This window comes from Microcystis sp. LE19-84.1B, assembly GCF_027531875.1.
Classification (GTDB): domain Bacteria; phylum Cyanobacteriota; class Cyanobacteriia; order Cyanobacteriales; family Microcystaceae; genus Microcystis; species Microcystis panniformis.
On sequence record NZ_JAPZSR010000016.1, the window covers coordinates 1 to 22138 of the forward strand.

The following is a 22138-nucleotide window of genomic DNA, read 5'->3' on the forward strand; positions in this document are numbered from 1 at the left end:
AAATTATTAACAACTCATGCTTGTAAAGCTTGTATAGTAAGGCTTTGAGTTTTTGTTAGATTGATATTTATCAACTTTAGAGCATTGCTGGACAGAGAGGGAGCTTAGGGAATTTTCTACAGTGTAAGTTCGGAAGAACCAGGATTTTGTGGGAGAAATGTTTATCTTATTTAAAACTAAGAACTTGTTCTGGTGTTGTTGAATTGAGATATGAATGGTAATTGTGCATCGTATCCACAACGAACGCTTAGGACTAAGTTTGAAAAATTGCCTAGAGGACACTTAATACTTAAAATCAGCAACGCCATAAAAGCCATAAAATATGGGGGCTGAACAAGGTTCAACCCCTCAATATTTTTCTACTTGCGCCCCGGAACTGTATATTTAAAATTCATCGGGCCGGTATAACCAGAAACCTCCGCTAATTTCTCTAATCTTTGGGTTCCCGAATATTCTTGACCCTTAATAATCCAAGTGGGGAAACCTTTAATTCCGGCATCGCGACAAGCTTGGGGATTACCATTAACTCCTTGGGGATCGCATTCGATATAAACCCTTTCTTTTTTGAGGATTTCTACAGCTTCCTTACCAAATAACTGTTTTTGATCGTAACAGTGGGGACACCAAAAAGCCCCGTATTCTTTCGCCCCAATTGCTTTTAAATGTTTAGCCAGGGCGATTTCTGCTTTTCCCGAAACCGTGGTTACTTCCCAACCGTAGGGAGGTTTAGCAGCTGTCATTGGCCGGGTAATTTCTTCTTTGCCTCCTGCCACCGTCGGGGAATTTACTCCCGCATAAACCGCTAAAGTTCCCACCAAAGTAATCATCGCCACCACAACCATCGGCAGTATAATTTGTCCTAAACCTTCCCATTCGCGACCGACAATTGTGAGAATTAATAAAGTTAAAGCGAACAAAGCCGAAGTGATGCAGTAGGGACACAATTCTTTTAATTCCGTGGCTAGAATATACATTAGATAACCACTAAATACCGCCATCGCCGTCGCCCCCGCTAACAGCAATAACCAAGTATTATTTTCTAAACTTTTGCGGAGATTTTTCTGAATTTCCCCATTAATAAATAGAGGACTGAGGGCAAAAACCGCCATGGCAATATAGGCCAAAAAACCGAACAAACTCAAGGGCAGCCCGAAAACCGTAGCGTAGGGACTATTAAGAACACCAGTGCAACCAGCCCCATCACTAGCCCCGGCGGTACAGGCTGCAGTCCCTCCCGTCAGTTTGGTAATGGTTAAATAGCCGGTCAGAATCGCTCCCACGATCGAAACGCCCCCAATTAGAGGCCGGGAGTAGCGATGAATCCAAGGTACAGAACGACGACGCATAATATTATTTAGATTAAATTACAGCAGAATTCAGGAGTTAGGAGTCAGGAGGCAGAGCTAAATGTACTTTGTTGAAGGGAAAAATTCCCTAACGATATTGTGTTAATTAGGACGTTTTCAATTCCTAAAAACTCAGGATCGCACCACGGCCGATAACTATCCGCCATTCTAGCAAGGGGTTATGTGGACAGAGGCAAAGAAGGCAGAGAATTATTAATTTTTGCCTTTTGATCGTTGATCTGCCGGGCCGTTTCCACAAATTGCGACACCCGGATCGGATCCACCGGTTCAGTAATTTTGCCATGACGCTTGAGGGAACTAGCCACGATCACCCCATCGGCAGCCGGCAGCAACCGCCCGATATTGTCCAAATCAGCCCCGCTGCCGATAAAAACCGGTGTTCCCTTGGCCGCCGCCACTGCCAGTTCCAAATCCTCAAAACTAGGGGGGCTACCGGTGGACCAACCGGAGAGGATCACCCCGTCTGCTAGTCCCCGTTCGATCGTATCTTGCACTGCCGTAGTCAGATTAGGAGTTCCCAAGGGGCGGGCGTGTTTAACCAAAACATCCGCTAAAATTTTGACCTCAGACCCCAATTCGCGCCGATAACGCAAGAGTTCGTGTGCCTGACCCTCAATAATGCCCTGATCGGTAGCCATAACCCCCGTTAGCACATTAACCCGAATAAATTGGGCATTGACACAGGTAGCGATCGCTAAGGCACTATGGGCATCATTGCGGAGAACATTAAGACCAATCGGTAAGACCACCAGATTTTTAATGCGATCAACAATTAACGTCATGGCACTAACCACGGCGGGATCCACCTGTTGCTTAGTAAAGGGGGCATCAAAAAAATTCTCGATAATCAAACCATCAACACCACCAGCAGCCAAAGCCGTCGCCTCCTGTTCAGCCCGCTCGATCACCGTCTTGAGACTACCACCCCAACGGGGGGAAGTGGGCAGGGGGGCGAGATGAACTACGCCAATAATCGGGTTTTTTGTCTTGAAAGTTGCAATTAAGTTCACAGCGTCTACTACTCTTAGCGTCCCCAACCAGGCGCCGCTCACCCATTTTAACAGGGTGAAGGCCTACCCACGGTTCCACGGGGGGGAAATTATTTTAACTGCTAATGATTTTATCAAGTCCGGAATCCGTTAAAATGTCTTAACATTAGAGAAGTTTAGGATTTGGTTGATACTCGATCGCATGGGCAATAAGCCAACCATCGCCATCTCACACCTAGGCTGTGAGAAAAACCGGATCGACTCCGAGCATATGTTAGGACTGCTGGCCAAGGCCGGCTATCCCGTAGATAATGACGAGGAGTTGGCCGATTACGTTATCGTTAATACCTGTAGTTTCATTCAAGCAGCTAGAGAAGAATCCGTTCGCACCCTCGTGGAACTGGCGGAAGCTAATAAAAAAATTATTATCTCCGGCTGTATGGCCCAACATTTCCAAGATGAACTCCTGACGGAATTGCCGGAAGCCGTGGCCATTGTTGGCACGGGGGATTATCAGAAAATTGTCGAGATTGTCGAACGGGTAGAGACGGGAGAACGAGTCAAAGAAGTCAGCGCCGATCCCACTTTTATCGCCGATGAAAATCTGCCCCGTTATCGCACCACTACCGAGGGAGTCGCCTATCTGCGGGTGGCCGAAGGCTGCGACTATCGCTGTGCCTTCTGTATTATTCCCCAGCTGCGCGGTGATCAGCGATCGAGATCGATCGAGTCAATTGTGGCCGAAGCGCGACAATTGGCCAGCCAAGGGGTCAAAGAATTAATTCTCATTTCGCAAATAACCACCAATTATGGGTTAGACTTATATGGCGAACCCAAATTAGCGGAACTCTTGCGAGCGCTGGCAGAAGTCGATATACCTTGGATTCGCGTTCACTACGCTTACCCGACCGGGTTAACGCCAAAGGTTATCGAAGCGATCCGAGAGAGCCCGAATGTTTTACCCTATCTAGACTTGCCGCTACAGCATTCCCATCCCGACATCCTGCGGGCGATGAACCGTCCCTGGCAAGGACGAGTCAACGATGGCATTATCGAGCGGATCAAGCAAGCTATCCCGAACGCGGTTTTACGAACGACTTTTATCGTCGGTTTCCCCGGAGAAACCGAGGAACATTTCAGCCATCTGCTGGAATTTGTCAAGCGTCATGAGTTCGATCACGTCGGGGTGTTTACCTTCTCCGCCGAAGAAGGTACAGCCGCCTTTGACCTGCCCAATCCAGTGCCACAGGCAATTATGGACGAACGCCGCGAAAGGTTGATGTTAACTCAGCAACCAATCTCGGAGCGCAAAAATCAAGCTTATATCGGTCACACTGTCGATGTTCTCATCGAACAGGAAAACCCGCAAACAGGAGAATTAATCGGGCGTTCCGCTCGTTTTTCCCCGGAAGTGGATGGCTTGGTTTATGTGACAGGGGAGGCGATTCTAGGTGCGATCGTACCGGTCCGAATCACTGCGGCCGATACCTACGATCTCTACGGCGAAATAGTCTAATTTTTCGATTTTTCTAATTTAATTCCCACAAAACAACCCTTATGACCACTGGTTTCAACAATTTAGGTTTATCCGATAGCCGTCTTCAACACCTAGAAACGCTTGGATTCACCACCCCCACGGAAATTCAAACCAAAGCCATCCCTCTCCTTCTAGAAGGGCATGACATGGTAGGAATGTCGCAAACGGGAACCGGCAAAACCGCCGCCTATTCCCTGCCTTTACTGGAACGCATGGACACCAAAAATCCTAACGTTCAAGCTTTAATCCTCACCCCCACCCGGGAATTAGCCCAACAGGTGGCCAGCGCCATCAAAGATTTCTCTGATGACCGTCGTCTCTTTATCCTGACAGTCTGTGGTGGTCAATCCATGGAACGTCAGATCCGCAGTCTGGAAAAAGGTGTCCAGATTGTGGTCGGCACTCCCGGCCGGGTAATTGATCTGCTCGATCGCAAAAAACTCCATCTCGAATCCCTAAACTGGGTAGTCCTCGATGAAGCGGACGAAATGCTCAGTATGGGTTTTATCGATGATGTTAAGAAAATTCTGCAAGCATCCCCCTCCACCCGTCAAACCGCCTGTTTCTCGGCCACTATGCCCCGGGAAATCCGCGATTTAATCGCTAATTTCTTGAAATCTCCCATTTCTGTTACGGTTTCTCAAACCCAGGCCGCTCCTGCTAAAATCGAACAGAAAATTTATATGATCCCTCGCGGTTGGACGAAATTAAAAGTCCTGCAACCCCTGTTAGAGATCGAACCCCTAGAATCGGCGATTATTTTCGTCCGCACCAAGCAAACCGCGGCCGAATTAACCAGCAAACTGCAAGAAGCGGGGCAAACGGTGGATGAATACCACGGTAACTTAAGCCAAGTGCAACGGGAACGACTGGTGCAACGTTTCCGCGAGGGCAAAATTAAATTAGTGGTAGCCACGGATATCGCGGCCCGCGGTCTAGATGTGGAAAATCTCAGCCACGTTATTAACTATGATCTGCCAGATAATGCCGAAACCTATATTCACCGCATTGGCCGCACTGGCCGCGCCGGTAAAACGGGAACTGCTATATCTTTAGTAGAACCGATCGATCGGCGTTTATTACGTCAGATTGAACAGCGTTTGCGTCAACGTCTGGAATCTAGTCCCATTCCTAGTCGCACCGAAGTGGAAGCAAAACGCCTGGCCAAGCTGCAAAATCAGCTAAAAGAGGCTTTATCGGGGGAACGGATGGCTTCTTTCTTGCCTTTAGTGCGGGATTTAAGTGAAGAATACGATCCCCAAGCGATCGCGGCTGCTGCCCTGCAAATGATCTACGATCAAAATTGTCCCCAGTGGATGAAAACTGATTGGGAAGTTCCCGCAGCGACGAGCAGTAAACCGGTGATTAATAAAACTCCCCGCAGTGGTGGTAGTAAGTACCCCTCTAAGTCGAATAACCGTCCTTCCCTAGACAAAAAAATCGTCTTTCAAGAACGTTAATTTTTAGTTCTTGAATGGATAACTTTAAGAGTTGATAGACCGTTTTGGTTCTGTCAACTTTTTTTTGTCAGGTAATTTCCCAGTACGTCGTCGAAAGCATTCTACATAATTTTATAGCTAAACTTTTGATAATTGATTCTAATCAAGTATTTGGGCTTTGTTTGATATTTTTGCTGATAATTACTATATAATTGTCTTAAATGAATAAATTTGAACATTTAATATGTCGAGTTCGTCAGAACCTTATCGTGGGAGGGTACAAGCTCAAGGAGACGATATCCAGCAAGAGGGTGGATACAGTTGTTCTTGGGCAAGAAAAAATCCTGTTACTGCTAAAGAAGGATTATCATTTCTTGCTAATATTAAAGGGCAATGCGATGAATTTCAACGAGAGGAACGGAAACAAGCTTTTAGAAAAGCTGAACGCTTTGTTACAAATGCTCGTGAGCAAGGTGGTGTCACTCCAGAGGCACAACCGCACCCATTTCAGGATTCTAAACGTAAAACTAAAAACGCCCGTGTAGATATTGAAATTCGCAGTGGTCTTACCTTTATCCCTTCGCCCCAAACAGAATGACAACGATGCTTAGAAGAGTACAACAATTTTTAGACTCTGGCGATAGTGATAACGCTAGAGAAGAAATTGATAGAGCTTTCGGCAATCTGAGAAGGGTGGATAGTCATGTTAGAGAGTTTGCCGCTCTGTTGGCACTGGGATCGATCGAAGCTTCAGAAATCGGCTTAGGGGTATTGGGACGTAAGCTTCTACAGAATGACAGCGAGATTAACAATGAGGTTGTTTGGTTATTTATTGCGTCAATTTTATCTCGCAATAGTATTCTCCCTGATAGTCCATCTAGAATCAGCCTACTTGTTCTTACCGCTTCTGTCAATAGTTGGGAATTACCAATTTTTGCGCTTCTTGCCCCTGTCCTCGACGCTTTTTTTAAAGTTAGTCTTGCGGACGGAACCCCTTTAATTGCCGAACAAACTCTTGATTTTTTGGCCACTTGGGGAAGAATTTATGCGAAAGCACCTCATGTCAAAACGCAGCTTCAAGAACTTCAATCTCTTAGTAATAATCTATTAGAGCAAGTGGATGACTTAGAGTTAAAAGCTGAATGGTCAGAGGGAATTAATATATTTTTTGAAGAAGCCAGTGCAACCAAATATTCCGATAGTAATGTTTTTTCTGCTGGCAGAGACTTAATTAAAGAAATTTATAATACTCAAAGTTTACAGCGCGATACAGAAGATAAGAATTTGGCAGAGACAAAAGACAAGTTACTCCGATTAGTCACTTCGTCTCTTGCTACTATTTCAACAGTTCTTGATAGTCATGGAGTAATACTAAATCCGGTTATTAAAAACTGATTATTTATTTCCCCAACCCCCCCAACCCCCCCGACGTCGGGGGGGTTGCCTTTTGCCTGTTCTGATATGTAGCGCATACTCAACGGATTTAGTATTAACCCTATATACTTTTGACTTTTTTATACTGTTCCGTCACGGCGGCATTTAATAGATCATCTTTAAAATCTCTGATTAATTTAATTACTAAATTATAAATACTGATGTATTCTTCATAATCGATAGTTAAATACTTGCCATGAGCAATTTTATTTCTTTGGGTGAGAAGTTGTTCATCAATAGCTTTCTGCCGCAGTTGATAATCACTATCATCAATTCCTAGAATAGTACAGATATCAGTGAAAACTTCAAAATTGAGATTAGATTTGGTGTTAATAATATTTTCGTGGGGTATAAAAGCTCTATTTTCTAGGTTATCAAGTAAATTTTTGATCATCTCTTTTTGTAACTTAAATTTATTGGTTTTTATTAACTCATTTATAGATTTTCTAGAACTAAGGGCAACGAAACAGTAATCCAGTTCATGATAATTTAATTTTCTTAAGGAAACAAACTGCAAATAACATTCTGCTGCATATTTAATAAAACCTTCCCAATGGGCATAGAGAGTGGTTATTCCGGCTCTAATTAATACATCTTGCTCAGTTCCTTTTTGTCGAGGAATTTTAGTTTTTAAAATACTAAGTTCTCTGATTCGCCATGCCATATCTTCATCTAAGTTTTTCTGGAGAATTTCGATAGTTCTATTATCTTTACTCATTACTTTTTAAAATATTTTTTGCCAAATTCAATCATTTTGTGCATTCTAGTTCTAGCTCTCGATCCTGTACCGATGTTAGAAATAAAGTCAAATTCTGACCACATTTCCTGAATTTTTGTTTTTAGCAGTTCAATATCTTGAGCAGAGTAATCATCAATATTTTCTCGTAATCCTGTGGTGATCGCTTCATAAGCAGAATCGAGAAATTTCCCCTTGAATCTTGTTCCATCATATTTGGTAAAAGTATCTTCATTCGTCGCTTGATCAAGCAATAAAAACATTTTAGCGAATTTTTCTTGCTCTAACACACGATCAAAAGTGATGGAATTGCATAATTTTGTCAAATAGTCAGTCAAATATTCATTAACCTCTTTTTTGTTCAATGATGTTGGACCAAATGTGGGAGAAGACAGGGCAAAATATTTAAGAATTAGTTCCAAGTCGTAGCGTTCTTGTCTTAATCGCTCGGATAGGGAAATACAATTTTTAAAGTTCTCATTTTCTGCCAAGTCTTCTAACCACTTATATAGGCTTTTATCTAGCATAATCAAAAGACAATTACGCACCTCTTGATAAGATAAAAAAGAGCCACCGGTATTTAAACGATCAAAAACTTCAAACTTAGCATTTTTATCCGATTCTTTTTGGATAATCTGAACCTGTATTTTCGCTCTTTTGAAATCTATTTTTAGAGATGGGGGCAAATTATACTCTCCTTCCTCTGCACCTTCCCACATAACTCCGTTTAAGCTAGGTAATAAGTTAGTACCTTGAAGCACCAGTTTCGGTTTTTTCTTAGTTTCATCGTCCTCATCTCTTAAATCGCCAACAAATTCCAAAATTGTTGAAATCCTTTGTAATCCATCCACCAATTCCCAAACACTATCTTCTTCTCTCTGATAGACAAAAATAGAGGGAATAGGAATTCCTAGTAGTATCGATTCTATGAATCGGCTTTTTTGGGCTATTGTCCAACGAAAATATCTTTGAAAATCTGGATTAATTGTCATTTCTTTGTTATTATAAAGACTAATAATCTCTCCGATTGACATAGGATAGTTATCGGTACGAAATTCTTTAGTTTTTGCCTTAACTTCTTCTAATAAATTCATCTTATACCAGTTATCTTAATGGTGAAGTACACAGTTTTCGTTTTGGGGAGCCGGTCGTCAGGATTCGATACCAAATTAGGTTACACTTCATCTTTAGGAACAAAGCTGTAATTTTTCTGTACTCAGTATAATCTCTCTATTCTACTTTAATACCATCCGCCAATTTTAAAGTGAAACGCGTCAACCTCAAGAGTTGACAGAAAAAGGCTCATCCCCGCAATTGGCAAAAACATCAATTTTCAGGTGGCTAATCTGCAAAGACGCGATTTATGTCCCGATATTGCGGTGATGTTAGCTTGGATTGAACAGGCAAAAATCCTCACCAGAGAGTTAAAATAAGCCCTATTTACCAAAATTTTGGCATAAATTAACCAAAAGTACTGCCATTCCATCCCCAAAGATCACCTTTCGCCTCGGCAAATTCTAGATAAATGCGATTTTTCGGTATTCCTAAATAAGCCTCAATTTCTTGACAAAAATCACTACTCATGCTTTTAGTTTGAGCGGCGGAAATAGAACCAACACTTTTAATCTCCACATAACACACTGGCTCAAAAGTACCAGCAAAAGTCATTTTTATCCCCGATTCTAAAGCTGTCATCACATAGGATTCGGGTTTTCCCAGATGTTTAGCTAATTTAGCCGAAAGACTCTGCAAAAGTTGATTAACCGTCTCATCATCGAGGGAGGTGACAGAAGTTTGAATTTTAATTAGAGGCATAGGAAAAATCTCAGCAATATTTTTATATAATATAACAGTTTTGATATCGCTCTTCTGGGACTTTCGGAAATCCCTAACCGAATCTAGGTTCTAAAACCTTTGCTTGATAAGCGAATGCTAACTTTTTTTCTAATAAAAACTCAAATTTCGGGTTTCTGTTAGTTAGCGATAGCTTGAAGGCTTACCCCATAAGAGAGCTAGAGTTTAGAGACTGTAAGACTTTTGCCAGAGTCCTGAAAGAGCGATAGATACAATTATAGTCATTTCAATTAAGATTGAGAATATCAATGCCAGAGTCCATAAGAGTTTAACTGGTCTAGAGTGTATCAGACTTATCTGAAATGACTATAATTACACATATCTAACTACCTCTTGCATGAGTGCATGAGTTCCTATCCTCAGCCAGAAATTGATTTTGTCCGATTTTACTGTCCGGGATCTGTAGGGTTGATTCATGAATCAACCCTACCCCACCAGAAATTGATTTTGTCCGATTTTACTGTGCGGGGGGAATAACCTCTAAGGGAATACTTTCAGTTTCTCCATCTTTAGATGGATTGACATCGGGACTTTTTTCTGCATCTGGAGTTTTTTCCACCGCTTTGGTTTCCGGGGTGGGGGGATTTTCGGGGGGTACTTCTGGACTGGGGTTATTTTCTGGGATGGGAGTGAATTCCACTGGGGTTTCCTTTTCAGGAGACGGGGAAACTTCGGGGGAAGCTTCGCTATTGCGGGTAGTTTCCGTGGGAGTTTCTTCTATCTGGGGAGATTCTGGGGTAGTTGCGGGGGTAGTTGCGGGGGGGGATTCCGGGGTAGTTGCGGGGGTGTCTTCGCTGGTTTTTTCTTCTTCCCGGGGACAGGCTGCTGATTCTAAACCGAGATGACATCGGACTTCCTCCCGTCCCAAAGATACGGCAATTCCCGACACCGACATTAATAAGGCTAAGATGGCTAAGATATTCTTCATAAAATTAGACTTGATTCTACTCCTCGACATCACATTGTCTATTTTAGATAGGATCGAACTGATATTGAGAACCCTTTGGCCCCTCATTGCCGCGATTAGCACGCACCAGGGGAACTTGATTAAAAATCTTAAAATCCGTGGTGCTTCCCTGCAAGGTGATTCCTCGATTTAAAGTTTCGACTACAGTAGCACGGTCAGAACTTTTAGCGATCGCTTTTCCTAATACTTTCATGGTATCGTAGGCGGTAGCAGTACGCCAACTGACGCGACCGCGCCAACTTTTCAGCGCATCTTTGGCAAAAGGATCCGTTGCTTGGAAACTCCAAGGTACTGCTAAAACTAATCCGTCGATGCTATCTGCTCCTTGGATAAGGATATCGGGTGTATAAAGTTCATTTCCGCCTAATAAGAGCATTCCTGACGATTCTTGGGCAATAGCCACGGCTTGATCAATGCGATCGCCGTCTTTACTGAGGGCCAAAAATACCACCTTAGCGCCGGCTTGTTTGGCCTGATCTATGGCGGTTTTAGGGTTAAAATTGGCTTTGGTGGTGTCTATTTCCTTAACTATCTTGCCTCCCGGTTCTTTTATCGCTTTAGCAAAGGAATCCCTTAATTTTTGACTATAGGGACTATCGGAATTATAAAAAAGAACCACTGACGGAGACTTCTCTTGCTTACTAGCATAATTAGCCAAAGTTTTGGCCACTGCTTCCAGATAACTACCCAAAACTTCCTGAGATTTATCCTCAAGGGGAATAGTTTTCAGGGTTGATTTTCCCGTTTGACTAACACTGGTAGTCAGGGGAGAGAGAATCGCTAATCCTTCTTTTTCGTAACTTTCAATCGCTTTTTGACTAAAAGGATCGATTCCATGACCCATAACTGCCAAAACTTGACCGGATTGAATCAGATCATCGGCTATCGCTTTTGATTGTAACCCACCGCCATCATTAGCGATGACTATTTCCAAAGGATTACCCGGATTAGAATTATTAAACTCCTCTTGATACCTTGCCACACCTCGGAGAATTTCCTTGGCGCTGTTGGGGTCGTTAGCGATGGGGACAACGACGGCTATAGTATTTTGATTACCTTTTTGTCTAGCTTTGGCGTTATTGTAATAGATTTTGCCTTCCGGATCGTTTGCTTGGGGAGTGGCTGCCAGTTGGTAAGATGCGATCGCATTTGCCCAATCTTCCTTTTTAAAGGCCGCTGCGCCTTTTTCTTTGTTAGGAGTGGAATTAAGCAGTATTTTCTCCCCTTGGCTAAATAAATCGGGATTTTTAGCCGTATTACTCACAAAAGTTGCCTTGGGTTGCTTGTCTGGGGTTTCTTCCCCGACAACTTGAGGAGTATCGGGTTTGGGAATCAACATTTGCAATAGACTCCAACCCCCTAAACCTGCGGTTAAAGCGGTAATTATCAAAGCGAAGGGAAGTAACCAGTTAGATTTTTGACCGACTCTAGTTGTACCCCCTGGGGACACCACAACCGTGGTTTTAACCGTCGTTGTGACGGGATCCATCGCTTCCCTAGGTAGGCCACAGATAAGACAATCAGGAGTAGTGTTTTCGTAGGGTTCATGACCCCCCGCAATCGCTTGCGGATAAGTTTTACCATCTTTAGGAATACCGTCACATTGCCAGGTAGTCATAATCAGTTATCAGTTATCAGTGGGTAAGTTATCAGTTAACAGTTATCAGTTATCAGTTATCAGTGGGTGAGTTAACAGTTATCAGATGTGAGTTTTTAAGTGTGCAGTATTAAATAGAAGTTTCTTGCCATCTTTTCACTGTTTACTGTTTACTGTTTACTGGTCACTGTTTACTGATTACTGTTTGAGGACGTTGTCGTAAGCTTTGGAAATAGAGGCCACCGATAAGCACTAAAAAGAGGATATAAGCAACAATTTGACTGATATAGAGGTTTTGACGATAACCAAACAGAGATTTGAGGAGGAGTCCGGGGAAAGTGCGATCGCTCAAAATTTGGGAACCGTCCCAAACTTGAAAACCGAGAAGACAGGAAGAGGGGAGAGAAGGACAGAAATTGCGATAAAAAGGGTCAATTTCACTTAAAAGACTGATTCCTGCGTCGATATGTTTCAAAACACCGATGAGTAATCCCGCAACGATTAAGAGGAGGAAAGTCCCCATAATTTGGAAAAAGAGACGGATATTGATTTTTACTCCCCCTGCAAATAGGAGAATTCCCAACAAAGTCGCCAAACTTAACCCCGCTATCGCACCGAACGTTTGTATCTGCCAATCTTTTTGGAATTGGGCCAGGATAAAGAGGACAGTTTCAAATCCCTCCCGCAAGACAGCGATAAAAACGAGCAGAAAAATCGCTTTTCCTGCCCCATTTTCCGCTTTTAAACCTGCTTTTACCGCACTTTCTACCTCAGATTTCAAAGATTTGGCCTGTTGAGTCATCCAAATTAACATCCAACTCAACATCAAAACGGCAATCAGTCCAAAAGTGGCGGCCAATAATTCCTTAAGCATTGGTACATAAGGACTAGGAGAGGCATCCACTTGCAAAAGGATTCCCCCTAGCAAAACACCCACCAAAACACTAGCGACTACTCCCGCACCAATACCACGATATACCCATGAGTTAAGTTGCGATCGACCAGATTTTTGTAAACAAGCGAGGACAATTCCCACCACTAAAGCGGCCTCGAAACCTTCCCGGAGAGTGATAATAAAAGTGGGTAAAGCGGAACTGAGATTCATAAGCTAGTCGATAAACTCTAGCTTTGATCCTAGCTTAAGCAAAATCCCGCAGCATCTTGCGAATTTCCAGATTGTGTAATTCTTCTTGTCCGATCATACCGCGAGCGAATTCTTCCAGGTAAATACTGGCATCTTCGACGGTTTCTAGGAGTGCTTTGTACAAATCAAGGGATTTTTTCTCATGATTGAGGCTCTCACTCAAGATTGCTTTGATATTATGTTCATAGCTTTCTTCAATGGGGGCAATTTTTAAGCTAGGATGACCTTCTAAACCGGTGAGAATTTCCCCAACTTGTTGCGCGTGGGTGAGGGATTCCGTGGCCTGAGTCTGGAAAAATTGGACGATGGGGATGCGATGGGGACCTGTCACCATCAGGGAATAGTGGGTATAACGGACAACTCCCGCTAGTTCAAATTCCATGATTTCGTTCAGTTGTTCGATGGTTTTGTCTCTGTCTAGTTCTCGCATAGGATTCTCAATAATTTTTCTCTAATTGCAATTGTAGCTAATCCAGACTGGCTAAATGAATCTAAAAACCTTGTTGGCTAATATTTTTAGGCTTTTTTGCCATTAAAAAAGTGCCAGATATTGGAGCAACCGGGGGGACATTTTAGGCACTTTTTCCCTGAAAATGCCTAAAATCCCACACCCCACGAAAAACCCTTTCAGCAAACCCTAGGTGCTGCAAAAAGACTTTAGCTGGGGGAATAGCAACTCAAGAGGTCATTAAAGGTTTCATTTTGTCTTAAACCATCGAAAACAAAGTTATTACGCGCTAATTCGCCGCAAATATCTGGTTCTATGTCTAGAGCTTCCCGTAAACAGTTGATCGCTTTTTGTTGTTGACCGAGAGCGGCATAACAGCAGGCGGCATTATACCACGCATAGCGATCATCTTGATCGATTTTTAACGATTCTTCATAACAGGCGATCGCTTCTGTTAAACGCTGTAATTCCTGTAGGATCACACCCTGTTGATACCAGGACCAGTAATCTTGCGGTCGGATATCGAGGGCGGTACGATAATTAAATAAAGCCTCTTGGGGATTGCCCCAATCCCGGAAAGCGTCGCCACGACGATACCAGGCCCAATAATCTCGGGGTCGCGCTCCCAAGGCCAGATCATAGGAAGTGATAGCGCGTTCGTAGTTTTTGAGCAATCGATAGGCCTCCCCTTGCCGGTAGGCAGCCCAATAGTCCCCCGGACTATGACTTAGGGCCCGTTGAAAACAAGCGATCGCTTTTTCGTATTCCTTTAATTCCTGTAGATAAACACAACCTTGATCATACCAAGCCCAATAGTTATCATCCTTTACCTGTGCGGCGTTAGCGTAACTTTCAGCCGCTTCTTCATACATTCCCAAGTCTTCTAGTATCATACCCCTTTTGTACCATGCCCAATAATCATCTGGATAATATTCTAAGGCTTTTTCGTAGCTGATTAAGGCTCCAAAATAGTCCATTCTTTCTTTTAAAATATTGCCTTGGTCATACCAATCCCGATAGGTATCCGGACGGCATTCGAGCGCTCGATAGACAGTGAGTAGATAGGTCATAGTTATTAATCTTTAACGGAGGCAGGAGTCGGTCGTCAGGAGGCAGGAGAATTAAGAATGAGCATTAATTAGGGCTGGCTGAATAAATGTGAAATGTAGGCAAGGTAAGGGTTTTGTTGCTTTACGAGCGAAACAGGTGCCAGATTTTGAGAGAATCATGCTTCAAAACCTTGTGTCTTCATCGGCCCGCGTCCTGTAGGGGCGAAGCATTCGGGCAATAACCTATCGGTGAAACCGTAGATTTTCTATCCGAATGCTTCGCCCGTACTTTTTGCCGCAAACCCTAATTAGAGCCGTCAGTCTTATCAGTTATCAGTTATCAGTTATCAGTGGGGGTGTTCAGTGAGCAGTGGGGGAAACAGCGATCGCAATTGATCGCCATTCCTAGTTATACTTTTAGAACAGATTCAGATCCGTTAAAGCGCCGAGACTGCTAGAGGAGACTAACTTGGCGAATTTGCCGAGAATTCCCGTTTTATAGCGTGGGGGCCGCGGTTGCCAATGGTTACGACGACGGGTTAATTCTTCCTCCGATACATTTAACTGCAAGAGACGCTGACGAGCATCAATAGTGATTTGATCTCCTTCCTCGACCAGAGCAATTGTACCACCCACCGCCGCTTCTGGAGCAACGTGACCGACCACCATGCCATAGGTTCCCCCGGAAAAACGACCATCGGTAATTAATCCCACGGAATCCCCTAAACCGGCGCCGATAATTGCCGAAGTGGGGGCCAACATTTCCCGCATACCCGGTCCGCCTACTGGTCCCTCGTAACGGACAACCACCACATCCCCAGCTTGAATTTTTCCAGCTAAAATTGCCTCTAAACAGGTTTCTTCCGACTCAAACACCCGCGCAGGTCCGGTGATGACTGGAGTTTTCACGCCGCTAATTTTGGCTACGGCCCCCTCTGTGGCCAGATTTCCTTTTAAAATGGCTAAATGACCCTCTTTATAGACAGGATTGCTAAAAGGACGGATAACATCTTGGCCTGAGGGCGGTTGGTCGGGAATATCGGCTAAAATCTCAGCGATAGTCTGACCGCTAATGGTGAGAGCATCCCCGTGTAGTAAACCATTAACCAGGAGAATTTTCATCACTTGGGGAATACCACCAGCCTTATGCAGATCCACGGTAACGTAACGACCGGAGGGTTTAAGATCGCAGATAACCGGCACTCGCTGCCGGATAGTTTCAAAATCATCGATCGATAATTCTACTCCCATGGTGCGGGAAATGGCTAAAAGGTGCAGCACAGCGTTAGTGGAACCTCCCACGGCCATAATTACCGAAATCGCGTTTTCAAAGGCTTTACGGGTCAAAATTTGGCTAGGGAGAATCTGTTTTCTAATCGCCTCGACTAAAACCTTGGCCGATTCTTCGGTACTATCGGCTTTTTCCTCATCTTCGGCGGCCATGGTTGAGGAATAGGGTAAACTCATCCCCATGGCTTCAAAAATGGAAGACATGGTATTAGCAGTAAACATTCCACCACAGGAACCAGCACCGGGGCAAGCGTTGCGTTCAATCCCGATGAGGTCTTCTTCGCTGATTTTACCGGCGCTATACTGTCCCACGGCTTCAAAGGAACTGACCACGGTTAAATCGCAATCTTTGTAGCGCCCCGGTTTAATTGTGCCACCATAGACGAAAATAGCGGGAATATTCATCCGGGCCATGGCAATCATTGCCCCCGGCATATTTTTGTCACAACCCCCGATAGCGAGGACTCCATCGAGACTTTGACCATTACAGACGGTTTCAATGGAATCGGCGATTACTTCCCTAGAAACGAGAGAATATTTCATTCCTTCTGTTCCCATGGAAATCCCGTCACTAATGGTGATAGTCCCGAAAAGTTGCGGCATTCCCCCCGCTAATCTGGTGGCTGCTTCGGCACGCATTGCTAAATCATTAATTCCCATGTTACAGGGGGTAATGGTGCTAAATCCGTTAGCGATGCCGATGATTGGTTTGCTAAAATCCTCATCCCCAAAACCTACCGCTCTTAACATGGCCCGATTAGGACTGCGTTGGGTACCTTGGGTAACAATGCGACTTCTGTAGTTATCTGCCATAACTTTATCTTTCTCCAATGGCGGCTGACGGGTGCGATCGCGGCTCAAGTTCTCCAATCGCACCTTTATTTCTATTTTCTGACTTTTGGCCGCTCTGAGCAGGTTTTAGGACAGTCCATGTCTAAAGAAAATATAAAACTGTGGGATGATTCAGGGGACAGCTATCAGGAATTAGCAATATCGAGAGTTCCTGTTAATCCAGTGATTTCGACAATTGCGTCGGTGGCTGCATTAAATTCTCGACATTGGCTCCTAAAGTCAAATTAACCGAGGCTCGAATGGTATCGATTTCTGTGGTAAGGTTAATTTATCAGTGCGAAATCAGCCGCTATCAGGGTAGGAACAGTCAACAAACTGGCAAATTCAGCACCACTTCCTAAGCCAGCAGCACTACCATTTTGATTGTAGTAGATACTGCCACTGCTGGTACTGTAAACGATAAAAGCACTGCTAGTGGCGACTAAATCATCGTCAGCGACGCTGGCAAATTCAGCCGGTTGACTGAAGCCATTGCCGATGCTACTTTGTAAGGCAGTAAAGATGGCTTTACTTAATACTATTTTATCACTGCCCGAAGTGAAATCGCTGATGGCATCGATGCCTAAATTACTACTGTTGAAGATAAAATTATCGCTACCATTACCACCAGTAAGTAAATCATCGCCGGAACCACCAATTAAGCTATCGTTTCCGTTTTGACCGGTTAATTGATCGTTGCCACCACCACCAGTTAGAGTATTATTAAGGCTATTCCCAGTTAGTCGGTCATTACCGCTATCGCTAATAATATTTTCGATGGTGTTATTTGCCGAAAAAGTCAATTTTAGATTATTGGTGACGGCGGTTTGGACAGCAGTAGTCCCCAAGTTAACTCTTACTGCGGTATTTGTCCCAGTAAAGTCGAGGGTATCGATACCACCAGTGGTAGTTTCTTGGATGGTATCGCTTCCTAATGGGGTTGAAGCATTGAAACAGTAAATATCGTTACCATTAGCACCAGCGAGGATATTGTTACCGCTATTTCCAGTGATTTTATTGTCACCAGCGTTACCCGTACCATTAATATTATTACTGCCAATTAGTCTGAGGTTTTCGACATTATTGGGTAAGGTTCTAGTAATGCTGCTTTGTAGGGTGTCAGTAATAATTACTTGTCCAATTGCTTCGTCGGGATTGATGGTAGCATTAACCGCATTTGACAGGGTTACTGTAAAGGCTTCATCAGGTTCATTGAGGTTATCATTGAGGATGGGAATGCTAATAGTAGCAGTGGAAGTATTAGGTGCAATGGTGATAGTTCCTGTCTGGCTAGTGTAATCTACATTAGCGGTAGCATCAATGGCTGTAGTGGTATAGTTGACAGTAATTTGTTGTGTACTTGGATTATTTACAGTGACGGTGAGGATTGCATTACTATTTTGACCTTCCACCACGGTGATGTCATTGATGGAGAGTTGCGAGGTGACAGTGCTATCGTCATCATTAATCGTACCTTGTCCTTGATTATCGGTTATCGTAACATTACGGCCATTGGCTTGTAAGTTACTCAGATTGACGAAGAAAGTCTCGTTATTTTCAACTTTAGTATCGCCATTGACAGCAACAGTAATCGTCTTAGAAGTCTCCCCAACATTGAAGGTTAAGGGAGTAGTAGCAATCGCTGTATAATCATTATCTGCTGTCGTAGCGGTTCCATTGGCTGTAGCGTAATTGAGGGTGACAGATGTATCAACTGGATTGGAAAGGGTGACGGTAAAGACTGCATTGGTAGTCCCGCTATTTCCTTCGCTAACAGTTACGTCATTGATTGAAATAGAGGCACTGTCATCATTATTAATTGTTCCCGTCACTGGGGTGGTCGTACCTATTGTATAACCTGTCCCCGCAGCGAGGGTTAAAATAACAGTTTCGTTACTTTCAACTGTAGTATCAGCAGTGGGGTCAACGGTTACAGTCGCAGTCGCTGAACCAGCAGCAAAGGTGACTGTATTGGTAGTCCCTGTACGAGTGTAATCGGTATTAAGAGTAGCTGTTCCCCCGAGGGTGTAATTAACTGTTAAAGTATTTGTTGTTACTCCTGTACGAGTGAAGGTATAAACCAGATTTGTTGTCCCATCTTCGGTAACACTACTGGGAGAAACTGCAAGAGTGATACTAGGTAAATCATCATTGGTAATTGTCCCCGTCACTGGGGTGGTCGTACCTATTGTATAACCTGTCCCCGCAGCGAGGGTTAAAATAACAGTTTCGTTACTTTCTACTATTGTGTCAGCAGTGGGGTCAACGGTTACGGTAGCAGTCGCTGAACCAGCAGCAAAGGTGACACTGGTGGGAATAGAAGTGTAATCGGTTCCATTGGTTGCTGTCCCACTGATACTGTAGTTAACTGTTAAAGAATTAGTGGTTACTCCGGTGCGGGTGAAGGTATAAACCAGATTTGTTGTCCCATCTTCGGTAACACTACTAGGAGCAACCGCAAGAGTGATACTAGGTAAATCATCATTGGTAATTGTCCCCGTGGCTGCGTTAGGAGTACCTACGGTATAACCTGTCCCCGCAGCGAGGGTTAAAATAACAGTTTCATCACTTTCTACTGTTGTGTCAGCAGTGGGGTCAACGATTACCGTCGCAGTCGCTGAACCAGCAGCAAAGGTGACACTGGTGGGAATAGAAGCGTAATCGGTTCCATTGGTTGCTGTCCCACTAACTGTATAGTTAACAGTTAAAGCATCAGTGGTTACTCCGGTACGGGTGAAGGTATAGACTAAGTTAGTTGTCCCATCTTCTGTCACACTTGCGGGAGAAACTGCAAGGGTAATACTGGGAAGAGTAGGACTAGAAACATAGCTAAAATAACTAGCAGTTAGACTTAATGCTGTTTGATTACTGATATAAGCAATCAGTTCATCTGCTTCGTTTCCTGGTTTGTTGATGTAGAGATTAGTAATGGAACCAGAAACTGTTAAGAGATAGTCACTACTTGAACCGCGCAGCTGAATTATATCATCAGTAGTGTTAAAATCGGTGATTGTCGCGTAGTCGCTAGTACCTGCATTAGTTGTACTACCATCGTCGTAACCAATCCAAGTTAGATCACCAAGTATAAATTTATCACTTCCTGCTCCTCCTGTTAGGGTATCGATTTCCCCTCGCCCCGGTGAACTGCTGTTAGGATTAACTCCATTAATGATGTCATTTCCATCTCCACTCGCAATTGAATCATTTCCTGCGCCACCATTAAGAGTATCATTACCAGAAAAACCTACTAAGTTGTCGTTATAGATTGTTCCAGTGATGTTCAAATTCTCGATAAAGGAAAAGGAAAGAAAATATCCGCTGTCATAACTAGCATTAATCGAACGGATCACTCCATTAGAAGCATTGTCAATACCAGAGTTATTAGTGCCAATACTTGGGTCAATTAGATTAGTAAAATCTACAATTAATGTATCGGTTCCTCCATTGCCACTTACTGAACGGGGCGTATAAAAAGCCGAACTACCAAAAAAATCTGTACCGCTAATTAGCTTGATAGTATCGTTCCCACTTCCTGTAAAGATTACATCAATTTGCTCAAAATTCTTGACTTGAGTATTATTTGCCCCTTGTATATTGTTGGTACCAGCTAAAAAATTCAAATCAACAACTACATCAGTAGTGACATTGCTTAAATCAAGATGCAGAGTATCTGTACCAGCACCCCCATCTAAGTTATCTCCTACTCCACCCCGAATAAAATCATCTCCTGCACCACCATTAAGAGTATCATTACTAGCCGGACTTATCAGATTGTCGTTATAGATTGTTCCAGTAATGTTAAATTTTGCAATACCACTGAAGGTAATAAAATTTCCGCTCTCATAACTAGCATTTATCGAACTGATTAGACCACCATAATTGTTTGGATCATCATAAGTAAAGATATGCTGAATACCAGAGTTATTAGTGCCAATACTTGGGTCACTTAGATTAGTAAAATCTACAATTAATGTATTGATTCCTCCATTGCCACTAATTGAAGTGGCCCTATCGTAAGGTGAACTAAGCAATAAATCTGTACCACTAATTAGCTTGATAGTATCGTTCCCACTTCCTGTAAAGATTACATCAATTTGCTCAAAATTCTTGACTTGAGTATTATTTGCTCCTTGTATGTTAGTAGTGCCAGATAGAAAATTGAAATCAACAACTACATCAGTAGTGACATCACTTAAATCGAGACTCAGAGTATCTGTACCAGCACCCCCATCTAAATTATCTCCTACTCCACCCTTAATAGAATCATCCCCTGCACCACCATTAAGAGTATCGTTACCAGCCCGATCTATCAGATTGTCGTTATAGATCGTTCCAGTAATGTTAAAGTTCTCGATGCTGGAAAACGTCGTAAAGTTTTTATAACTGTTATTGATTGCCCAAATCTGACCATAATAGGAGCCATAGTAGTCTACAGTATAGATGTTCTGTATTCCATTATTATTAACGCCTATATCAGGGTCAATTAGATTAGTAAAGTCTACAATTAATGTATCTGTTCCGTTCCCACCATTAACCGTATCAATTCCTAGTCCTGGATTTATACTATCGCTCCCATCCCCTGTTGAGATGGAATCATTGAAGTTTGTGCCTTTAATCTGGAATCGCTCAGTATTACTATAGCTTACTTGGTCATAGCTACTGAAATTGTAAAATGCCTTAAAATATCCGCTTCCATTACCTGAATAATTGCTACTAATACCAGCATAACTATTACTGGAATAATCAATGATTAAAAGATCAGATCCTGCTCCACCATTTACAGTATCAAATCCTCGCAATGGACTAATAGTGTCGTCTCCAGATGTTCCGACAATATTATCATTCCCATTAGTCCCCGTAAAATTCGCCTGTTCTACTTGAATAATTTCCCCATTTACTATAATTGTTGTCTGGTCATTCTCTCCTCGTAAAGCGTCTAAGGTTGCCGCATCCAGACTATTACCTTGCACCAACTCTGCAAAAATTGCCCCCTCATCTCCCGCGCTATCCACCTGATTAACTTGAGCATCCACATAATGCCCAATTTCTTCTAAAATTACATTAACTATCGTTGCCGACGAGGCCGTATTTAAAAAAGATGCTGATAGATAAATCTTATTCTTACTACTGGAATATGCACCATTCGCCGTCCCCAAAACCTCATCACTGAGTACCTCAATCGGGGGAAGTTGACCAAAATTTCGACTTTGCCACTGTTGTCGTAATTGCGTCGCCTTAACCACATCATAACTTGTGCCAAAAGCGGTTTCTAAATTCGCCCAAAAACCATCAGATTGAGCGAAATTAAACAAAACATCGTCAACAGCAGGAATAATCGCCAAAAGAGAGAGAGTCATGACAGTAACAGCAAAAGTTTATTGCTAACAATTTTGGCACAACAAGCGCGAATTTTTCAAGACCTCTTTAACATAGATTAACATTTATTACAAGAAACC

The 22138-nt window shown here is 43.1% G+C and carries 16 protein-coding genes and 1 pseudogene; 4 read left to right on the forward strand and 13 right to left on the reverse strand.

Features of this window, described 5'->3' with window-relative positions; translation table 11 throughout:
* Positions 1-359 precede the first annotated feature (359 nt).
* Together O9324_RS00650 and btpA are read right to left on the reverse strand one after the other, a co-directional pair.
* Positions 360-1346, reverse strand: a complete 987-nt coding sequence (locus O9324_RS00650) for a vitamin K epoxide reductase family protein (protein WP_288139217.1) — start codon at positions 1344-1346, stop codon at positions 360-362.
* Between the two features lie 179 nt (positions 1347-1525).
* Positions 1526-2377 (reverse strand): photosystem I biogenesis protein BtpA, encoded by an 852-nt coding sequence (gene btpA, locus O9324_RS00655; protein WP_002776905.1) that lies wholly within the window; start codon positions 2375-2377, stop codon positions 1526-1528.
* A gap of 181 nt (positions 2378-2558) precedes the next feature.
* Here btpA and rimO point away from each other — a divergent pair, with 181 nt between their 5' ends.
* The 4 genes from rimO (at position 2559) to O9324_RS00675 (ending at position 6727) form a co-directional block, all read left to right on the forward strand.
* On the forward strand, positions 2559-3872 hold the full coding sequence (rimO, locus tag O9324_RS00660; RefSeq protein ID WP_288139223.1) for a 30S ribosomal protein S12 methylthiotransferase RimO: 1314 nt from the start codon (positions 2559-2561) through the stop codon (positions 3870-3872).
* Between the two features lie 41 nt (positions 3873-3913).
* On the forward strand, positions 3914-5353 hold the full coding sequence (locus O9324_RS00665; RefSeq protein WP_287630456.1) for a DEAD/DEAH box helicase: 1440 nt from the start codon (positions 3914-3916) through the stop codon (positions 5351-5353).
* A 223-nt stretch (positions 5354-5576) separates the two neighbouring features.
* Complete coding sequence (locus tag O9324_RS00670) at positions 5577-5930, forward strand: hypothetical protein (RefSeq protein ID WP_002769060.1); 354 nt, start codon at positions 5577-5579, stop codon at positions 5928-5930.
* Between the two features lie 5 nt (positions 5931-5935).
* Entirely contained in the window at positions 5936-6727 is a 792-nt protein-coding gene (locus O9324_RS00675; protein WP_288139218.1) for a hypothetical protein, read from the forward strand.
* Positions 6728-6827: 100 nt separating this feature from the next.
* Here O9324_RS00675 and O9324_RS00680 read toward each other — a convergent pair whose 3' ends face one another.
* From O9324_RS00680 to O9324_RS00725, 11 genes and pseudogenes are all read right to left on the reverse strand, one after another.
* On the reverse strand, positions 6828-7484 hold the full coding sequence (locus O9324_RS00680) for an MAE_28990/MAE_18760 family HEPN-like nuclease (protein ID WP_287630457.1): 657 nt from the start codon (positions 7482-7484) through the stop codon (positions 6828-6830).
* Positions 7484-8596 (reverse strand): DUF262 domain-containing protein, encoded by a 1113-nt coding sequence (locus tag O9324_RS00685; RefSeq protein ID WP_287630458.1) that lies wholly within the window; start codon positions 8594-8596, stop codon positions 7484-7486. Before O9324_RS00685 ends, O9324_RS00680 begins: the two co-directional genes overlap by 1 nt.
* 367 nt (positions 8597-8963) lie before the next feature.
* Entirely contained in the window at positions 8964-9317 is a 354-nt protein-coding gene (locus tag O9324_RS00690) for a phenylpyruvate tautomerase MIF-related protein (protein WP_108937092.1), read from the reverse strand.
* A gap of 496 nt (positions 9318-9813) precedes the next feature.
* The gene (locus O9324_RS00695) at positions 9814-10284 is read right to left on the reverse strand and encodes a hypothetical protein (RefSeq protein WP_288139219.1); all 471 of its coding nucleotides are present in this window, start codon (positions 10282-10284) and stop codon (positions 9814-9816) included.
* Positions 10285-10327: 43 nt separating this feature from the next.
* On the reverse strand, positions 10328-11941 hold the full coding sequence (locus O9324_RS00700; protein WP_288139220.1) for an ABC transporter substrate-binding protein: 1614 nt from the start codon (positions 11939-11941) through the stop codon (positions 10328-10330).
* Positions 11942-12104: 163 nt separating this feature from the next.
* The gene (locus O9324_RS00705; protein ID WP_288139221.1) at positions 12105-13025 is read right to left on the reverse strand and encodes an FTR1 family iron permease; all 921 of its coding nucleotides are present in this window, start codon (positions 13023-13025) and stop codon (positions 12105-12107) included.
* 34 nt (positions 13026-13059) lie between these two features.
* Positions 13060-13494: a ferritin-like domain-containing protein gene (locus tag O9324_RS00710; protein WP_002731529.1), complete on the reverse strand. Its 435-nt coding sequence runs from the start codon at positions 13492-13494 to the stop codon at positions 13060-13062.
* A 227-nt stretch (positions 13495-13721) separates the two neighbouring features.
* On the reverse strand, positions 13722-14582 hold the full coding sequence (locus O9324_RS00715) for a tetratricopeptide repeat protein (protein WP_287630463.1): 861 nt from the start codon (positions 14580-14582) through the stop codon (positions 13722-13724).
* Positions 14583-14978: 396 nt separating this feature from the next.
* Positions 14979-16664 (reverse strand): dihydroxy-acid dehydratase, encoded by a 1686-nt coding sequence (gene ilvD, locus O9324_RS00720; protein ID WP_271953952.1) that lies wholly within the window; start codon positions 16662-16664, stop codon positions 14979-14981.
* Positions 16665-16828: 164 nt separating this feature from the next.
* Positions 16829-16894, reverse strand: a pseudogene (locus O9324_RS27085) (bluetail domain-containing putative surface protein); the annotation flags it as partial.
* 72 nt (positions 16895-16966) lie between these two features.
* Positions 16967-22039 carry a beta strand repeat-containing protein gene (locus O9324_RS00725; RefSeq protein WP_288139222.1) on the reverse strand — a complete coding sequence of 1691 codons (5073 nt, stop codon included), beginning with the start codon at positions 22037-22039 and terminating at the stop codon, positions 16967-16969.
* Positions 22040-22138: the final 99 nt, after the last annotated feature.